The following is a 17,262-nucleotide window of genomic DNA, read 5'->3' on the forward strand; positions in this document are numbered from 1 at the left end:
TTTTAGGTATTCTCTTTCATTTTGAGGATGGTTATGGAAAAGTGCTTGGATTTTAAAAAGAAAATTAAATATTTTATGGAATCCATTTACTTTGGAGTTCTAATATCAACAATTACATTAGTGATATTTATGTTTGATATACCTATAGTAGGATATTTATCATTCACAATAATTGGATTACTAATGCTTATATTTGATGCTGATTTTAGAAATATTATTCCATTATTGTTTTTGTATTTTGGATGTTGGAATTATAATCAAATTACAATTCCATCCATAGAATTCTATATTTTATTAAGCTTATTAATTATTGATGGCTTACTTTTTCTAGTTCGATTTATAACTAGGTTTAAAAAATATATTTCAAATCTAAAAAGAGATTATTTATTCTATTCTCTTATAGTCATATTAGCAGCAATGTTTATAAGTTTAATCAATACCCCAAATATGACTATGTCTATGACCGGTATTGGTTACCAAGCTACAATTACTCTTGCCTATTTTGCAGTTAGAGTAACAGTACCTAAGACAGAAGATGCTAAAAAGACAATAATTGAATCGATTATAATTACTGGAATAATGATTTCACTTGAAGCTTCTTATTTATTATTCTATAGGCTTCAGAGTGGAATGGATATTTCAACAATTATAAATTGGAAAAAATTAAGTTTTGGTTGGGCACATTCCAATCATTATACAGCAATATTAAATCTTGGAATATTACTTTCTATGTATTATTTCATAAAATATTCCAAGATTAAAAATAGAATATTTGCAATACTTGCAATTCTATTCTTTATGGGAATCAATATTATCACAGTATGCCGAGCAGGATATATTGCTTTAATCCCTACAGTATTATTATCATTACTAGTATATTTTCTATATAATAAGAGATTTAAACATAATAGAATAAAGAAGGATTTATATTATTTAATTCCATTTGTACTACTTGCAATCGTTGGAGTATTTATATTATATAAAACAGGGCTAATTCAAGAATTTACTAGTCATATGAAAGAAATGGGATTTGATGGAAACCATAGAGATGATGTATTTAAAACGTCATGGGATCAGTTTTTAGTACATCCAATAATTGGTTCAGGAGTATATACTGCAAAATATTATATCCCAGCAGGTTATGGTTTTTGGAATTATCATAATTATATTCTTCAAATGCTTGGAACATGTGGTATTATTGGATTAATTTCTTTTTTAATTTATTTGTTTTTTTCCATTAAAAGAACATGCAGCAAAGATTTATATTCTGCATTCGTAGGAATTATAATTCTATATTTTTTAATCCATGGATTAATGGATACATTATATTTTAATCATCTAATAATGACTTTAATTTGTGTTTTACAAGCAGTACAGGTATCAAAGAGGGAAGAAGGTAATCAAGAGATGGAAAAGTTAATCATTAATGGTAAATTCTTAACTCAAAGAGTTACCGGAGTTCAAAGAGTTGCATATGAAATGCTAAAGGAATTAGATAAAGATATCAAAGAGGGCATGGTAATAATTGCATGTCCTAAAAACACTGAAAAAATTCCTGAATATAAAAATATTAAGGTCGTTAAAGTAGGTAAGCTTAAAGGAAATCTTTGGGAACAAATATCCTTCCCTAGATTTGTTAAAAAAGAAAAAGGAGTTGCATTAAGCTTATGCAACTCAGCTCCTTTAAGAAATACAGGTTATATTACAATTCATGATGCTAAAGTAAAAAGACATCCAGAATATTATTCAAAGAAATTTGTTCTTTGGTATAATTTCATGTTCAAAAGAATATTAAAAAGATCTATTCATATATTTACTAATTCCATATTTTCCAGAGATGAAATTAGTGAATGCTATAAAATAGATAAGAATAAATTTACTATAGGATATTTAGGTTGGCAGCATTATAATTCTCTTTCTTATGATGAAAATACATTATCTAAATATAATTTAGAAAAGAATAAGTATTTCTTTGCGATGGGATCTATGGATCCTACAAAGAATTTTAAATGGATTGCAGAAAATGCAAAGAATAATCCAAATTATACATTCGCGATTGCAGGCTCCATTAATAATTCTGTATTCTCAGATAAGATGGGATTTGATTGCCCAAGTAATGTAAAGCTATTAGGCTTTGTTTCCGATAGTGAGGCAAAGACTTTAATGAGAGACTCTATTGCATTTCTATTCCCATCTCACTATGAGGGCTTTGGTATTCCACCATTAGAAGCTATGGCTTCAGGCGCAAAGAAAATTATTACTTCAGATATTCCTATTATGCATGAATTATTTGAAGGATATGTAACATTTATAGATCCTTTAAAATATGATTATGATTTTAATACTTTAAATGTAGAAGAAAAAGATTTTACTTCCGTATTAAATAAATTCTCATGGAAGGCTACAGAAGAAGCCTTCTATAATGAAATATTTAAATAATAATACAATGTAGCCCAAGTTCATTTCATTTGACTTGGGCTATTTTTTTATATGGTGTATAATAAATTAAATAGATATAAATATTATGGTGATGACAATGAAAGAAAAATGGGAATGTGTAAAGAAAAAGATGCAATACTTTACTAAAACTATATATTTTATCTTATTGTTAAATGGATTAACAATTCTTTCCTATTTTTTAAATATGTCTGCAATTGGATATTTATCATTTTCCATAGTAGTATTATTACTATTTTTATTTGATTGTGATTTTAGAGCATTTATTCCATTAATGTTTTTGTGGTTTGGTTGCTTCCAAACACAAAGTTGGCAAGTGCCATCTATTGAATTTATTATAATGATTATATTTTATTCTATTGCATTAATATTATTCATATATAGATTCATAAGAAATCATAAGCTATACATATCAAGAATAAAGAAGGATTATATATTATTATCTATAATTCTTATATTTATATCTATGCTATTAAGCTTAATTAATTCTCCTGATTTAGGATTATCAGGTCTTGGACTTTCTCATTATTTTATGATATTTTGTTCTTATTTCTTAGTAAGAATTACTGTAGATAATAAAGAAGAAGCTAGGGATTATATTGTAAAATCCATTATAATTACTGCATTAATGATATCTATTCAAGCAGGATATATGATACTTAAAAGATTTATAGAAAGTATTGAATATGGAAATGAGTTTAGAGTAGCTATAAGCCTAGGATGGATTAATTCAAATCAATATGCAGCAATATTAAATATTGCAAGCATATTATCCATATATTATTTTTCTACCCATAGAGAATCTATTCTTAAAAGAATATTCTCTATGGTATCCATATTGGTTTTCTTTTCCATTAATTTAGTAGTTGCTTCCCGTGGTGGGTGGACTTCATATGTAACTACAATGGTAATTGGAATAATCGTATATTTTGTTTATAACTTAAAAGTTAAAAAACAAAATATATTAAAGGATTTCCTATACATAGCTCCATTAATATTATTTGGTGCAGGAATAATGATATATTTAGGTATTAATGGATATTTAAGTGATATTGTATCTAGAATGACATCTTATGGTTTTTCATGGAATGCTAGAGATGTATTATTTGAAAAAGCAATAGAACGATTTAAAATTCACCCAATACTGGGCGATGGTGTATATACAACAAATTATTATTTCCCTAAATTATGGAATTATCATAATTACATATTCCAAATGCTTGGAACCTGTGGTTCCCTTGGATTAATATTCTTTATGTTTTATTTATATACATCTATAAGAAGAAGCATGCACTTCAAATTCTATTCTGTATTTAATTTAATTATTATTTTATATTTCTTAATTCATGGATTCTTTGATACTATTTATTTTCATCATGCAATAATGCCTATAATACTTGTATTACAGGCAGTTGAACATGAAAACAATATAAATTTATTTGAAATACAATATAGTAATATACTAATTAGAAGAGAAGCTTAGGCTTCTTTTTTAATTTTTTGTATTTCACAAAAAAATAGTGTATAATGGGATTGTTTTGAGAGTGGATAATATGATAAAAGAAAAATGGGAAGCAATTAGTAATAACTTTAAAAGGTTTAGTAAAACTACATATTTTATAATAATGTTAAGTCTATTAACACTTTTTTCCTATTTTTTGGATATAACTGCAGTAGGATATATTACATTTACTGTAATATTATTCTTGCTATTATTATTTGATTGTGATTTTAGTTCTTTTATTCCTATGATTTTTTTATGGTTTGGAGGATATAGAACAAATACTTGGCAAATACCATCTCCACCATTTGTAATAGTACTTATTATGTATGGCATTTGCTTGATTTTGTTTATCTATCGAATAATAAAAAATTATAAAATATATTATAAAAGATTAAAGAAGGATTATATATTTATTTCTTTAGTTTTAATATTAGTTTCTATGGCATTATCTTTGATTAATACTCCTGATTTAGCATTATCAGGCTTGGGAATAAGCCATTTTATAATAATTTTATTATCTTATACATTAATTAAAATGACTGTTGAAATTAATGATAAATCTAGGAATTTCATCATTAAATCCATATTAATTACTGGATTAATGATTTCTATTCAGGCATTTTCTACATTAATTCTTGCACTAAATAGTGGCGATGATTTCTATAGTGTCTTATGTAATAGAGAATTAAATTTAGGCTATATGCATCCAAATCATTATGCAGCATTTTTAAATATTGGATGCATATTAGCTGTATATTATTTCTGTAAAAATAGAGAATCCATATTTAAAAGAATCATTGCAACTACATGTTTATTAGTATTCTCATTTATTAGCTTACTTACAGCATCTCGTGGTGGTGGCGTTACTTATGCAATTACCATAGTGCTTGTTGTAGTAGTATATTTAACATATACTTTAAGAATTAAAAAATATAACATGTTAAAAGACTTATATTATTTAATTCCATTCTTTGTTTTAGGAATTACCGGAATTATTGTCCTTGGATGTAATGGAATCCTTGGAGATATAATTCATAGATTCTTAAACTCAGGGTCCTCATTATCAGGAAGAGATTCATTGTACTTAATCGCTATAGAAAAGTTTAAACTTCATTCATTAATTGGTAATGGAGTATATACTACTCGTTTATATTTTAGTGTATGGAACTATCATAATTACATATTGCAAATGCTTGGCACCTGTGGTGCTTTAGGATTATTAGCATTTTTGTTTTATTTATATGCATCGATTACAAGAAGCTTAAGATGGAGATCATATTCGGTATTTAGCTTAATTGTTATTTTGTATTTTTTAATACATGGATTATTTGATACAACTTATTTCCATCACCTATTAATGCCTATAATACTTGCATTACAAGCAGTAGAATATGAAAATAATATAAATTTATTTGAAATACAATATAGTGATATATTAATAAGAAATAATAATCCATTGGTAGAACTTTAGTTCTACCTTTTCATTATTATTTGTGATATACTATATAAAAATATAACGAGGATGTATTAAGTATGAGCAAATATTTTGGTACAGATGGATTTAGAGGAAGATTTGGAATAGATATAAAAATAGAACATGCTTTAAAAATAGGACAATATTTAGGATTCTATTATGGTTTAATGAATGTAGAAGGAATTATTATTGGGTGTGACCCAAGGGAATCTTCTCCATTTTTAAAGACTGCAGTAACAATGGGTATTAACTCATTAGGCGTTGATGTATATGATTTAGAAGAAATACCAACTCCGGGAGTTGCGTATCTATCTAGCATATACCATATGCCTGGAGTAATGATTTCTGCATCCCATAATCCATATTGGGATAATGGAATTAAGTTATTTAACGAAAATGGAGAAAAGATGGATGAAGCTATCATCCATGCCCTTGAGGTATTTATGGATTCTAAGGATACTCCATATACAGAAAAAGAAAAGGGAAGAATCATTCCATTTTCTGCAGGGAAAAAAACTTATATTGATTATTTAGTTTCAAAGGCAAAGGATTATACTGGATTAAATGTCGCAATTGATTTAGCTAATGGTGCAGCTTCATTTGTTGCAAAAGAAGTATTTAATAAGTTAAATGGTAATTTTACCTTTATTAATGATAATCCGGATGGTAAAAACATTAATAATGGCTGTGGTTCTACCTGTCTTGGTGCCATTAGTCAAGTAGTAGCTAAAGGTAACTATAATATTGGATTTAGCTATGATGGAGATAGTGATAGATGCCTTTTTGTAGATGAGGCAGGAAATGAATTATCTGGAGATCATATATTATATTTAATTGGAAAATATATGAAATTAAAGGGATTACTTGAAAATGATACAGTAGTTGCAACAATAATGTCTAATATTGGGCTTGATAAAGCACTAGAAAAAGAAAATATCAATATTGCAAGAGTTGATGTTGGAGATAAAAATGTATATTCTTATTTAAAACAAAACAATTGCAATTTTGGTGGTGAGCAATCTGGTCATATTATCTTTTTAGATGATTTAAATACTGGAGATGGTATTTTAACTTCAATTAAGATTTTAAATATCTTAACTGAATTAAAATTACCAATATCTAAATTATTAGAAGATATTACAATTTATCCTCAAATATTAAAGAATGTAGTAGTAAAGGATAAAGATGCAGTTTTAAATAATAAAGAAATTAAGGATTTAATTTTGGAAAAAGAAAAAGAATTATCCTCTGGTAGAGTTTTAGTTCGTGCATCAGGCACTGAACCTAAAATAAGAGTAATGGCAGAGGCCAATACCTTTGATTTAGCTTTAAGTGTAGTAGATGATATTATAAATGCAATAGAAGAATTAAATGTAAATCTATAACAAAAGTTTAAAGTAGTTATTTCATTTTTAGATGAAAAAGTATTGAAATCTATAAAGAATTTATAATATACTATTATTGCCTATGGAGGGATTAAGATGACTATTGAATTTGATGAGTTAGAACTAGATTTAGTAAAAACTTTAGTTAAGATGGATTTATTAGAATCTAAAGAAACCCTAAAGTATCTTACTGATGCAGAAGAAAAAGAAACTTTAGAACAAAATATCCGTATCTTAGAAGGATTACAAAAGAAATTGAAGTAGTAAATGGAGGGATTTTCCCTCCTTTTATTTTGCATATGATATAAATGAATTTTATTATTTATATAAATTATATAAAATTCTGTTATATGTCTAAAATGAATACACAAAAGATTTCAATTTGTGAAGTAAATATTTATATCTATAAAAGTTTACTTTTATAAAAGAAATGTATAGCATACTCTACAATTGTGAAAGAATATTTCAAACTTTTGTGCAATTCTTCTTCAAAAATTAGTGATATCGTTGTTTTTATAATTATTTATGGTAAAATTATTATAATGCATATATATGCATTGTAATACTTATAGTATTACTAGAAGGAGGGATATTCAAAAATGAATGAACTAAAGATTACATATTTGTATGATTTGAGTCATACAATCTTAAATGAGTATCTTTTGAAATTTGAATACCCTTGGGAAGCACTAAATTGTTTAAAAGATGAAATCATTCAATTTGGGAATAAATTAGATTTGAATGAATATAATCTCATTAAAGAAAATGTTTGGGTACATAAAACTGCCAAAGTGTTTAATAGTGTATATTTAGATGGGCCACTAATTATTTGTGAAGGTGCAGAAATAAGACATTCAGCATATATTAGAGGATCTGTTGTAGTTGGAAAGAATGCAGTAGTAGGGAATTCTTCTGAAATTAAGAATTCAATACTGTTTGATTCAACGCAAGTTCCTCACTTCAACTACATTGGAGACTCCATATTAGGCTATAAAGCCCATATGGGAGCTGGGGCAGTAACATCAAATTTGAAAAGTGATAAATCACTTGTTGTAATACATAATGGATGTACTGATATAAAAACAAATCTAAAGAAGGTTGGAGCCTTCTTAGGGGATTTTGTTGAAGTTGGTTGTAATTCAGTTTTAAACCCTGGAACAGTAGTTGGAAAAAATTCAAATATCTATCCACTTTCTAGTGTAAGAGGAGTAGTAAAAGAAAATTCAATTTATAAACAAGGAATTGTTGTAGAAAAGAGGTAAATACTCGTGTGTGGTATTGTAGGTTATGTTGGTAAGAATCCTGCAAAAGAAATTCTTTTGGATGGTCTTACTAAGCTTGAATACCGCGGATATGATTCAGCTGGTATCGCTTTGAGAAATAAAGATGCAGAACCAGTAATTATTAAAGCGGAGGGCATTTTAAAAAATTTAATAGATAAAGTAAATGCCCAAGGCGAACTTGCTGCAACTTCAGGTATTGCACATACAAGATGGGCAACTCATGGATCTCAAAGTGAGATTAACGCTCACCCTCACTCTTCAAGTGATAATTTCATTTTAGGTGTTCATAATGGAATTATAGAAAACTTCCATGAGCTAAAAGAAAAACTTTTGCATAATGGCTATAAGTTTTATTCAGATACAGATACAGAAGTATTAATTAAGCTTGTAGATTATTATTACAAAAAATATAAGGTTGGACCTGTTGATGCCATCAACAAGGTCATGGTAAGAGCAAGAGGCTCATTTGCAATTGCATTAATGTTTAAAGATTTTCCGGATGAGGTATGGTTTGCTAAAAAAGGCTCACCATTAATTGTTGGAAAATCAAAGGATGGTTGTTATTTAGCATCAGATATTCCAGCCATTTTAAAGCATACAAATGAAATCTACTATGTAGAAGATTTCCAATGTGGATGCTTAAAAGAAAAATCTCTTACATTTTATGATTTAAATGGGGATGATGTAACATCAACAATGGAATTAAAAACAATTGAATGGAAAGCATCTGATACAGAAAAAGGAAATTATCCATTCTATATGATTAAAGAAATAGAAGAACAGCCTAAGGCTGTTTGGGCATGTCTTAATGTATATACGAAAAATGATTTAGTTGACTTTGAGGCTATCGGTCTTACTAAGGAATACCTTAGTAGCCTAGATAATATCTACATATTAGGTTGTGGGTCAGCCTATAATGTAGGTAAGGTTTCTGAATGTATTATTGAAGAATTAACGAATTGCCAGGTTAGAGTTGAGCTTGCGAGTGAATTTAAATATAGAAACTATAAGTTAAATAAGAATTCACTAGCAATAATAATCTCTCAATCTGGTGAAACAAAGGATTCTTATGAAGCCTTATTAAAGTGTAAAAATGAAGGAATTAAGACCTTATCCATTGTAAATGTGAAGGGCTCTGTAATTCCAAGGAATTCAGATTATCACATTTACACTTATGCAGGCCCTGAGATTGCAGTTGCAACCACTAAGGCTTATTCATCTCAGCTTCTAGTAATGTATTTATTCTCTTTAGCTTTAGCTGAAGCAAAAGGAGATATTACTTTAGAAGATGAAAAGAAATACATTAAGGAATTAAAATCCTTACCAGAAAAGATGGAGCACATCCTAAGTGATAAGGCTTCTGTACAAAAGCTTGCAAACCATTTTGTTTCCAAAAAAGATGTATTCTTTATTGGAAGAGAAATGGATTATGCAATATCAGAAGAAGGATCACTTAAGTTTAAAGAAGTAACCTATATCCATAGTGAAGCAAAGCCATCTGGTGAGCTTAAGCATGGAACATTATCGCTAATTACAGATGGTGTACCAGTAATTGCAATTGCAACTCAAAATGAATTACTAGAAAAATCCATATCAAATATGGAAGAAGTAAAATCAAGAGGTGCAAGTGTAATTGCACTTACTATGGAAGGTGCAGATGTAAGTAAATCTAGTAAGTATCAGATTTATATACCTAAAACAAATAAGCTCTTTACAGCTAGTCTTGCAATAATTTATCTACAGCTTCTTGCTTACTATGTAAGCATAGCTAAAGGTATTAATCCAGATCAGCCAAGAAACCTAGCTAAGAGCGTTACAGTAGAATAGCATAAAAAACGTTAAATAAGGAGAGTTTTGTATGAAGGTAGTAATACTAGCTGGTGGACTTGGAACAAGGATTTCTGAAGAGTCATATTTAAAACCAAAGCCAATGATTGAAATTGGGAATTATCCGATTTTAGTTCATATCATGAGAATATATGCAACAAATGGATTTAATGATTTTGTGGTTTGTGCTGGTTATAAACAACAAGTGATAAAAGAGTATTTTGCCCATTTTAATATGTATACAAATGATGTTCAATTCGATTTTGCAACAGGAGACAGACATTTATTTAATGCTCCAAAGTTTGATTGGAAGGTTACTGTTGTTGATACAGGCAATAATACTCAAACTGGTGGACGTATTTTACGTGCAAGTAAGTATTTGAATGATGAGCCATTCCTATTAACCTATGGTGATGCAGTTGGAGATGTCGATATTAATGCAGTTATTGAATGCCATAAAAAATCTGGTAAGCTTGCTACTATAACTGTGTATAACTTTGGTCAATCTAAAGGTGTTGTTGATATGAAGAAGAATGGACAAGTTAATGCCTTTAGAGAAAAATCTGATTTGGATGGTGACTTAATTAATATTGGATTTATGGTTATAGAACCAGCTGTTTTAGGTATGATTGAAAATGATGAATCTATTTTAGAAAAGCATGTTCTTCAAAAATTAGCCAAAATGGGTCAATTAAACGCATATGTTCATAAAGGATTCTGGCAGTGTATGGATACAATGAATGAAAAGAAGAAACTTGAGGATTTATATATATCTGATAATTGTCCTTGGAAGGTATGGAAGAAATAATATGTTAGACTTAAGTTTTTATAAAGACAAGAAAGTATTAATTACTGGTCATACAGGCTTTAAGGGTACTTGGTTAACTAGAATTTTAGTTAATGCAGGTGCAGTAGTTTGTGGATATTCCTTAGGGGCACCAACAAACCCTAATTTATTCTCTTTAGCTAAGGTAGAAGATAAGATTAAGCATGTTATTGGTGATATAAGAGATTATAAACACTTAAAGAGTGTATTTGATGAATTCCAACCTGAAATTGTAATTCATCTTGCTGCACAGCCTATTGTAAGAGAATCTTATAAGAATCCACTATACACATATGAAACAAATGTTATGGGTACAGCAAACATTTGTGAATGTGTAAGATTAACTAAATCTGTTAAATCATTCCTAAATGTTACTACAGATAAGGTATATCTTAATGAAGATATGCCAGATCATGCATTTAAAGAAACAGAACCACTAGATGGATATGATCCATATAGTAATTCTAAATCTTGTAGTGAGCTAGTAACTCATTCTTATAAAAAATCCTTCTTTAAGGATATGGATGTATCTGTTTCTACTGCTAGAGCAGGTAATGTTATTGGTGGTGGTGATTTTGCAAAAGATAGAATCATCCCAGACTGCATTAGAGCAGTAGAAAAGAATCAAGAAATTGTTGTTAGAAATCCATATTCTACAAGACCTTATCAGCATGTTTTAGAGCCTTTATATATTTATCTATGTATTTGTGAAAAACAATATGGAAATAAAGATTTTGAAGGATACTTTAATGTAGGACCTGATGATTGTGACTGCATTAATACAGGAGATTTAGTTGCACTATTCTGCCAAACTTGGGGTAATGGTGTAAGCTGGGTATCTAGATATGATGGTGGTCCACATGAGGCTACATTCTTAAAGCTTGATAACTGGAAGATTAAAGATACATTTGGTTGGAGACCTAGATGGCACATCCAAGAATGTATGAAAAAAATAGTAGAATTCACAAAGGTATATTTTAACAATAAAGAAGATGTACCTTTTGAAATGGATAGAGAAATAAAGGAATTCTTTAAGGTAAAGTAGTATGAGAGTAATTGTTACAGGAGCTAATGGTTTTGTTGGTTCTAATTTAGTAAAAAAACTTGTTGAAAATAATATTGAAGTATTAGCTATAGATTTATCTTTTAATCCATCTAGATTAGAAGCAAATGATAAAATTGAAACATTAGAATTATCTATAGATAACATAGCTTCTTTAAAAGATAAAATAGCTAAAACATATGATGTATTTTATCATTTTGCATGGGTTGGATCCGCTGGTCCATTAAGATGTGATGAGGCTGTTCAAGTTAAAAATGCGATGTGGACAGTGGATTGTTTAAGAACTGCCCATGAAATTGGCTGCCAAAAATTTATTTGTGCAGGAACTATTATGGAATATGAAGTACATGCCGCAATGTATGCGCAAGGCTCAAAGCCAGGTGCAGCATATATTTATGGTGTAGGAAAGGTATTAGCACATGAATTATGTAAGCCAATTGCCAATCAGCTTGGTATTGATTTAATTTGGACATATATCACTAACGCCTATGGCGTTGGGGAAAAGTCTCCAAGATTCATCAATACTACATTAAGAAAGATTATTCATAATGAACCACTTGAATTTACAGCAGGTACACAAAATTATGATTTTGTATACATCGACGATGTAGCAAATGCATTTTATTTAGTTGGTTTACACGGAAAAGCTAATAAGGGTTATATGATTGGTTCTGGTAATGCAAGACCATTAAAAGAGTTTATTATTGAAATGTGTGATGCAAATGCAAAAGATAATAAACCATTATTTGGCAATGTACCATTTACAGGTGTAAATGTTGATATTAATACATTTGATATTAGTGATTTAGTTTATGATTGTGGATTTAAACCTACAGTATCCTTTGCTGATGGTACAAAACGCACAATCGAATGGTTAAAGGAAGTAGATTAATATGCAAAAATGGGAGTTTATAGAACTAGACCTTAAAGATGCATATTTAATAAAGCCATTCTATGCAGATGATAATAGAGGTGGATTTATTAAAGATTATTCTAAAGAGGTATTTGAACAAAATGGCATTTATCATGATTTAAAAGAAGTATTTTATACAATATCTCATAAGGGAGTTATACGTGCATTACATTTTCAGAATATTATGCAACAACCAAAATTAGTTCGTTGTGTTTCTGGAAAAGTATATGATGTAATTATGGATTTAAGAAAAGACTCCCCTACTTTTGGTAAATGGCAAGGCTTTTACCTTAGTGGAGAGAATATGAATGAATTATTAGTTCCAGCCGGCTTCGGACATGGTTATTTAGTAATAGAAGATTCAATTGTATCTTATAAATGTTCAGAAAAGTTCTATGGTGAATATGATTCAGGAATTCGATACGATGATCCTGATTTAGGAATCGTATGGCCATATGATGAAATAGGTGGAAAAGATAAAGTCATCAACTCTATAAAGGATGATAATTTGCAATCATTTAAAGAGTTTATAGAGAATTATAACGAATTTTTGAAATAAGGTATTTGTATGAATGATAAATTAAAAATCTATGTTTCAACACATAAAAAATATAACTTTCCGGTGGATGACATTTATATTCCGGTTCAAGTTGGAATTGATGAAGGCGCTCCTGTTTTGGGATATCAAGGTGATAATACAGGAGATAATATTTCGTTTAAACATAAATATTATTCTGATTTAAGTACAATGTACTGGGTTTGGAAAAATTCAAATGTAGAATATGCAGGAGTGTGTCATTATCGTAGATATTTTGTAAGCAAAAAGAATAAGAATAGGGGAAATAAAAAACTAAATAAAATTTTAAATGAAAAAGAGATTCTTGATTTATTAAAGGATAATGATATTCTTATTCCTAAAAAAAGAAATTACTTTATCGAGACAATTGAGTCGCACTTCAAACATACACATGGTAATGATGATTATGATGTATTGCGCCAAATTTTAAAAGAAAAAAATCAAAAGGCATATGATGCATTTAATATTGTGTCAAAGTGTAGAAGTGCACATATATTTAATTGCTTTATTATGAAAAAAGAGTATTTTAATTCATATTGTTCTTTTATTTTTCCAATCTTATTTGAATTAGAAAAAAGAGTTGATATTTCAAATAGAACTGAATATGAAATGCGTTTTTGTGGATATTTAGCCGAGTTTCTTTTAGATACTTGGCTAATTATAAATAATTACCCATACAAAGAAATTAAGTTGAAAGTTATAGAAGGCGAAAAGAAATTAAAAAAAATAATTGCTTTTTTAAAAGCAAAATTTTTCAGCATAAAATATGATAAAAGTTTTTAAAATTTGGCAGGAAGATTATTATGAAAAAAATATTATTTGTTTTATCTGATTTACCAAAAATCGGGCCAACAAATCAAACATTATATATTATTAAGGCTGCAATGAAAAAGTATGAAGTATCGGTATTGACTTTATTTGATGAAACTGATTGTTATTCGGTTAAAGATAATTATATTGCTAATGGAGTTAAAGTAGAATGCTTGCACTTAGAATCTTTTATAAATGCAATAATTAAGGGTCCTAAGAAGATAGCTGAATATATCAAGAATAATAAAGTATCTCTAATTCATTCATATGGAACTATAGCAGATTATATTTGCGAAAAGGCACATACGAAAACAAACATTCCACATATTATTTCTTTAAGAGTATTTCCAAAAGAAGACTTGTTTTCAAGAATGAATTTTATTAAAGCATGGATTGCATATAGTATTCATTTAAGTGCGTTAAAAAAATGTAAACATGTTGTTGCTTGTTCCAAATCCCTACTTGGTTTGATGAGGGATAAATATGGTTTTGCTAAAAAATTTATTTATATACAAAATGGTGTTGATGTAGATAAGTATTCATTGGATAGTAATTCTTGCAATAATAGAGATAATAATTATATATGTTTATCAAGCATAATTTCAAGAAAAAGAATTCATGAATCCATTGAGGGTTTTTTGAAATCAAATATAAGTAAAAATTCCATTTTATACATAGTTGGTGATGGAGAATTGCTTGATGGTTTAAAAATGCAATTTAATGAGTATAAGAATGTTATATTTGTTGGAAAAACAAATGATGTTCAAAAATATTTGAATAGTTGTAAGTACTTTATTTCTTCGTCAGAATCAGAAGGATTACCAAATTCATTGTTAGAGGCACTATCTATGGGATTAATACCTATTGTTTCAAGTATCCCACAGCATTTAGAAGTGTTAGAAGAAATCAATGCTGTATATTATTCTTATGTGTTAGGAAATGTTGATGAGTTAAGTAAAACAATTGATAGCATTCCTGATGATATTATTTCGAATAATAGAGAAAGAATTGTATCAAGTTCATTTAATTCAACGAATATGGGGAAAAAGTATATAGATTTATACTCGGAAATAATTGAATAGTTTATTTTGATTCTTTTATTTAAAGCAGAATTTTTTAGAAAGGAGAAAAATTTTAGATCTAAAATGAATCTAAAGTTTGAAATTTCATGGAGAATTATGTAAATATTTCAAATATAGATAATCCTATGACAGATAAAACCACTATTTTTTATAAGTTGACTTTATTTATTATGGGTTTTTGTTCAGTGTTTTATACTAATACCAAATTGAGTCTATATATACGTTTATTTTTTTTAATAATTATTTTGTTTTATTTATTCTATGACATCTTTATTATTTCAAAAAAAGTAGCAATTAATGGATTTTATTGGTATATAATCTTCTTTTTGTTTGTGTTTTTATCACTTATTTATACATCAAATGATTCATCGTATATGGTAGTAATCGAACGAATGATTCCTGGTGTGTTTATTGGTATGGCAGTATTTCAGTCGAAGAATAGGGGATTGAATATTTCTTCCTTTTTTGCGGGGGTCGTTATAGGAATGAGTGTATCGGCATTTATTGTCATACTAAGCAATATTGGATCACTAGGACAAGGCCGTATAGGCTCTGATTTCTATGGCTCCGATGTTGAATTTGGTGCACTTTGTTGTTATGCTATATTTTCATCATTTATTTTAATTTTTATATATAAAAAGCAGATTTTTTTATGGATTATCTTGTCTATGTTTCTATATTTCGGTGTACTTATTTCAGGCACTAGAAAAAGTACTATCCAACCGATTTTAGTTTTGTTTTTAATTATATTTTTTAAAAATTTAAGAAGCCCAAAGATTTTACTTGTTATATTGTTTTCAGCAATCGCCATAATTGGTGCATATTATTTATTTGTAAATAATGAAATATTATACAATTTTGTTGGGAAGAGAATTGAGTCGATGTTTAATTCATTTATAAATAATAATGAAGATGGCTCTATTATCGAAAGAAAGTTAATGGTAGAATTAGCCATGGATAATATGGGTAATAGATTTATTTTGGGCCATGGTATATATAGTTTTGCATATGATTTTGCCTATGTATTTGGTAGAGAGGTATATTCTCATAATAACTATACGGAAATTTTATACTGTTACGGTATAGTTGGATTTATTATTTTTTATTGGAAATATTTATATGCATTTTTGCATTTGAAGAATATTCTTAAAAAAACAAGTAATTATGTTCTTGCAAGTATTTTTGTTGTATTATTTATTGGTGATTCATATTCTATTACTTTTTTACAGCCACTTGCCATATTGTATATAAGTTTGTTTTTTGAAAACTTGTTAAAGCAAAATGATTTTTTGAGGTTTTAATATATGTGTAGTATATATGTTGTGTGTCATAAAGAGACAAAATTAAATATTGATTCTGAACTTAGGAAAACAATTCATGTAGGGGAAAAAATTTTCCAATGTGATTATTATGATTATGATGGTGAAAATATAAGTGATAAAAATAGTACTTTTTGTGAATTGACTGCAATTTATTGGATTTGGAAAAATTCAAAAAGTTCTATTATGGGGTTAGAACATTATAGAAGATTTTTTAGAAATCCCAAAATTAGCCTGTTTAATGACAAAATGATAGATGGAAAAACCATTAAGAAAATTTTTGGAAAATATGATGTAATTCTTCCAAAAAAGCATTATTTGAAACGTTTTAATGTTGAAGAAGATTATAAGTATGGGGAATCACTTGGGAATCATATTTTTAATGACTTTTTAATTTTGGAAAATGTAATAAAGACACATTTTAATGATTATTATAATGATTTTTGTGCAATAAAAAAGTTAAATTATTATTATCCATTTAATATGATTATTTGTGAAAAGAAAGTCTTCGATTCATTCTGCTCTTTTTTATTTCCTATTTTAATGTTAATCGAAAGCAAAATTGATGTTTCCTCAAGAAAGGGGAATACAGTTCGTGCATTTGGGTATTTGGCAGAGAGATTAATGAATTTATGGATAGTTCATAACAAGAAAAAAGTAAAAGAGTTGTCAGTAATAATAAATGATGATTCTTCAGCTTTAAAGAAGTTTTTTAGAAGAATAAAAAGTTGGTTATAGGGGA

Annotated in this window: 15 protein-coding genes; all 15 read left to right on the plus strand. The window is 28.1% G+C overall.

Translation table 11 applies throughout. The features are described from left to right. Window positions 1-33 precede the first annotated feature (33 nt). The 15 genes from EI71_RS01765 to EI71_RS01830 all read left to right on the plus strand — a co-directional run bounded on the left by EI71_RS01765 (window position 34) and on the right by EI71_RS01830 (window position 17,258). Window positions 34-2,439 carry a glycosyltransferase gene (locus EI71_RS01765; protein WP_162849674.1) on the plus strand — a complete coding sequence of 802 codons (2,406 nt, stop codon included), beginning with the start codon at window positions 34-36 and terminating at the stop codon, window positions 2,437-2,439. A gap of 97 nt (window positions 2,440-2,536) precedes the next feature. After that, on the plus strand, window positions 2,537-3,940 hold the full coding sequence (locus EI71_RS01770) for an O-antigen ligase family protein (RefSeq protein ID WP_119015529.1): 1,404 nt from the start codon (window positions 2,537-2,539) through the stop codon (window positions 3,938-3,940). 70 nt (window positions 3,941-4,010) lie between these two features. Further along, window positions 4,011-5,432 (plus strand): O-antigen ligase family protein, encoded by a 1,422-nt coding sequence (locus EI71_RS01775; RefSeq protein ID WP_119015530.1) that lies wholly within the window; start codon window positions 4,011-4,013, stop codon window positions 5,430-5,432. Window positions 5,433-5,494: 62 nt separating this feature from the next. Then, window positions 5,495-6,820, plus strand: a complete 1,326-nt coding sequence (locus tag EI71_RS01780) for a phosphohexomutase domain-containing protein (protein ID WP_119015531.1) — start codon at window positions 5,495-5,497, stop codon at window positions 6,818-6,820. Between the two features lie 96 nt (window positions 6,821-6,916). After that, window positions 6,917-7,084 carry a hypothetical protein gene (locus tag EI71_RS10080; protein ID WP_162849675.1) on the plus strand — a complete coding sequence of 56 codons (168 nt, stop codon included), beginning with the start codon at window positions 6,917-6,919 and terminating at the stop codon, window positions 7,082-7,084. A gap of 335 nt (window positions 7,085-7,419) precedes the next feature. Further along, the gene (locus EI71_RS01785) at window positions 7,420-8,082 is read left to right on the plus strand and encodes an LbetaH domain-containing protein (RefSeq protein WP_119015532.1); all 663 of its coding nucleotides are present in this window, start codon (window positions 7,420-7,422) and stop codon (window positions 8,080-8,082) included. 6 nt (window positions 8,083-8,088) lie between these two features. Continuing rightward, on the plus strand, window positions 8,089-9,930 hold the full coding sequence (gene glmS / locus EI71_RS01790) for a glutamine--fructose-6-phosphate transaminase (isomerizing) (RefSeq protein ID WP_119015533.1): 1,842 nt from the start codon (window positions 8,089-8,091) through the stop codon (window positions 9,928-9,930). A gap of 31 nt (window positions 9,931-9,961) precedes the next feature. Next, a complete protein-coding gene (rfbF, locus tag EI71_RS01795) occupies window positions 9,962-10,738 on the plus strand; it encodes a glucose-1-phosphate cytidylyltransferase (protein WP_119015534.1) in 777 nt (258 codons plus the stop codon). Between the two features lies 1 nt (window position 10,739). After that, the gene (gene rfbG, locus EI71_RS01800; RefSeq protein ID WP_119015535.1) at window positions 10,740-11,801 is read left to right on the plus strand and encodes a CDP-glucose 4,6-dehydratase; all 1,062 of its coding nucleotides are present in this window, start codon (window positions 10,740-10,742) and stop codon (window positions 11,799-11,801) included. 1 nt (window position 11,802) lies between these two features. Beyond that, on the plus strand, window positions 11,803-12,711 hold the full coding sequence (locus EI71_RS01805; RefSeq protein WP_119015536.1) for an NAD-dependent epimerase/dehydratase family protein: 909 nt from the start codon (window positions 11,803-11,805) through the stop codon (window positions 12,709-12,711). A gap of 1 nt (window position 12,712) precedes the next feature. Then, entirely contained in the window at window positions 12,713-13,291 is a 579-nt protein-coding gene (rfbC, locus tag EI71_RS01810) for a dTDP-4-dehydrorhamnose 3,5-epimerase (protein ID WP_119015537.1), read from the plus strand. A 9-nt stretch (window positions 13,292-13,300) separates the two neighbouring features. Beyond that, complete coding sequence (locus tag EI71_RS01815) at window positions 13,301-14,092, plus strand: DUF4422 domain-containing protein (protein WP_119015538.1); 792 nt, start codon at window positions 13,301-13,303, stop codon at window positions 14,090-14,092. A 20-nt stretch (window positions 14,093-14,112) separates the two neighbouring features. Next, window positions 14,113-15,201 carry a glycosyltransferase family 4 protein gene (locus EI71_RS01820; RefSeq protein ID WP_119015539.1) on the plus strand — a complete coding sequence of 363 codons (1,089 nt, stop codon included), beginning with the start codon at window positions 14,113-14,115 and terminating at the stop codon, window positions 15,199-15,201. Window positions 15,202-15,575: 374 nt separating this feature from the next. Continuing rightward, the gene (locus EI71_RS01825; protein WP_211320997.1) at window positions 15,576-16,502 is read left to right on the plus strand and encodes an O-antigen ligase family protein; all 927 of its coding nucleotides are present in this window, start codon (window positions 15,576-15,578) and stop codon (window positions 16,500-16,502) included. Between the two features lie 3 nt (window positions 16,503-16,505). Continuing rightward, entirely contained in the window at window positions 16,506-17,258 is a 753-nt protein-coding gene (locus EI71_RS01830) for a DUF4422 domain-containing protein (protein ID WP_119015541.1), read from the plus strand. Window positions 17,259-17,262 lie beyond the last annotated feature (4 nt).

Origin of the sequence: Anaeroplasma bactoclasticum (genome assembly GCF_003550015.1) — a bacterium.
Classification (GTDB): Bacteria; Bacillota_I; Bacilli_A; order Acholeplasmatales; family Anaeroplasmataceae; genus Anaeroplasma; species Anaeroplasma bactoclasticum.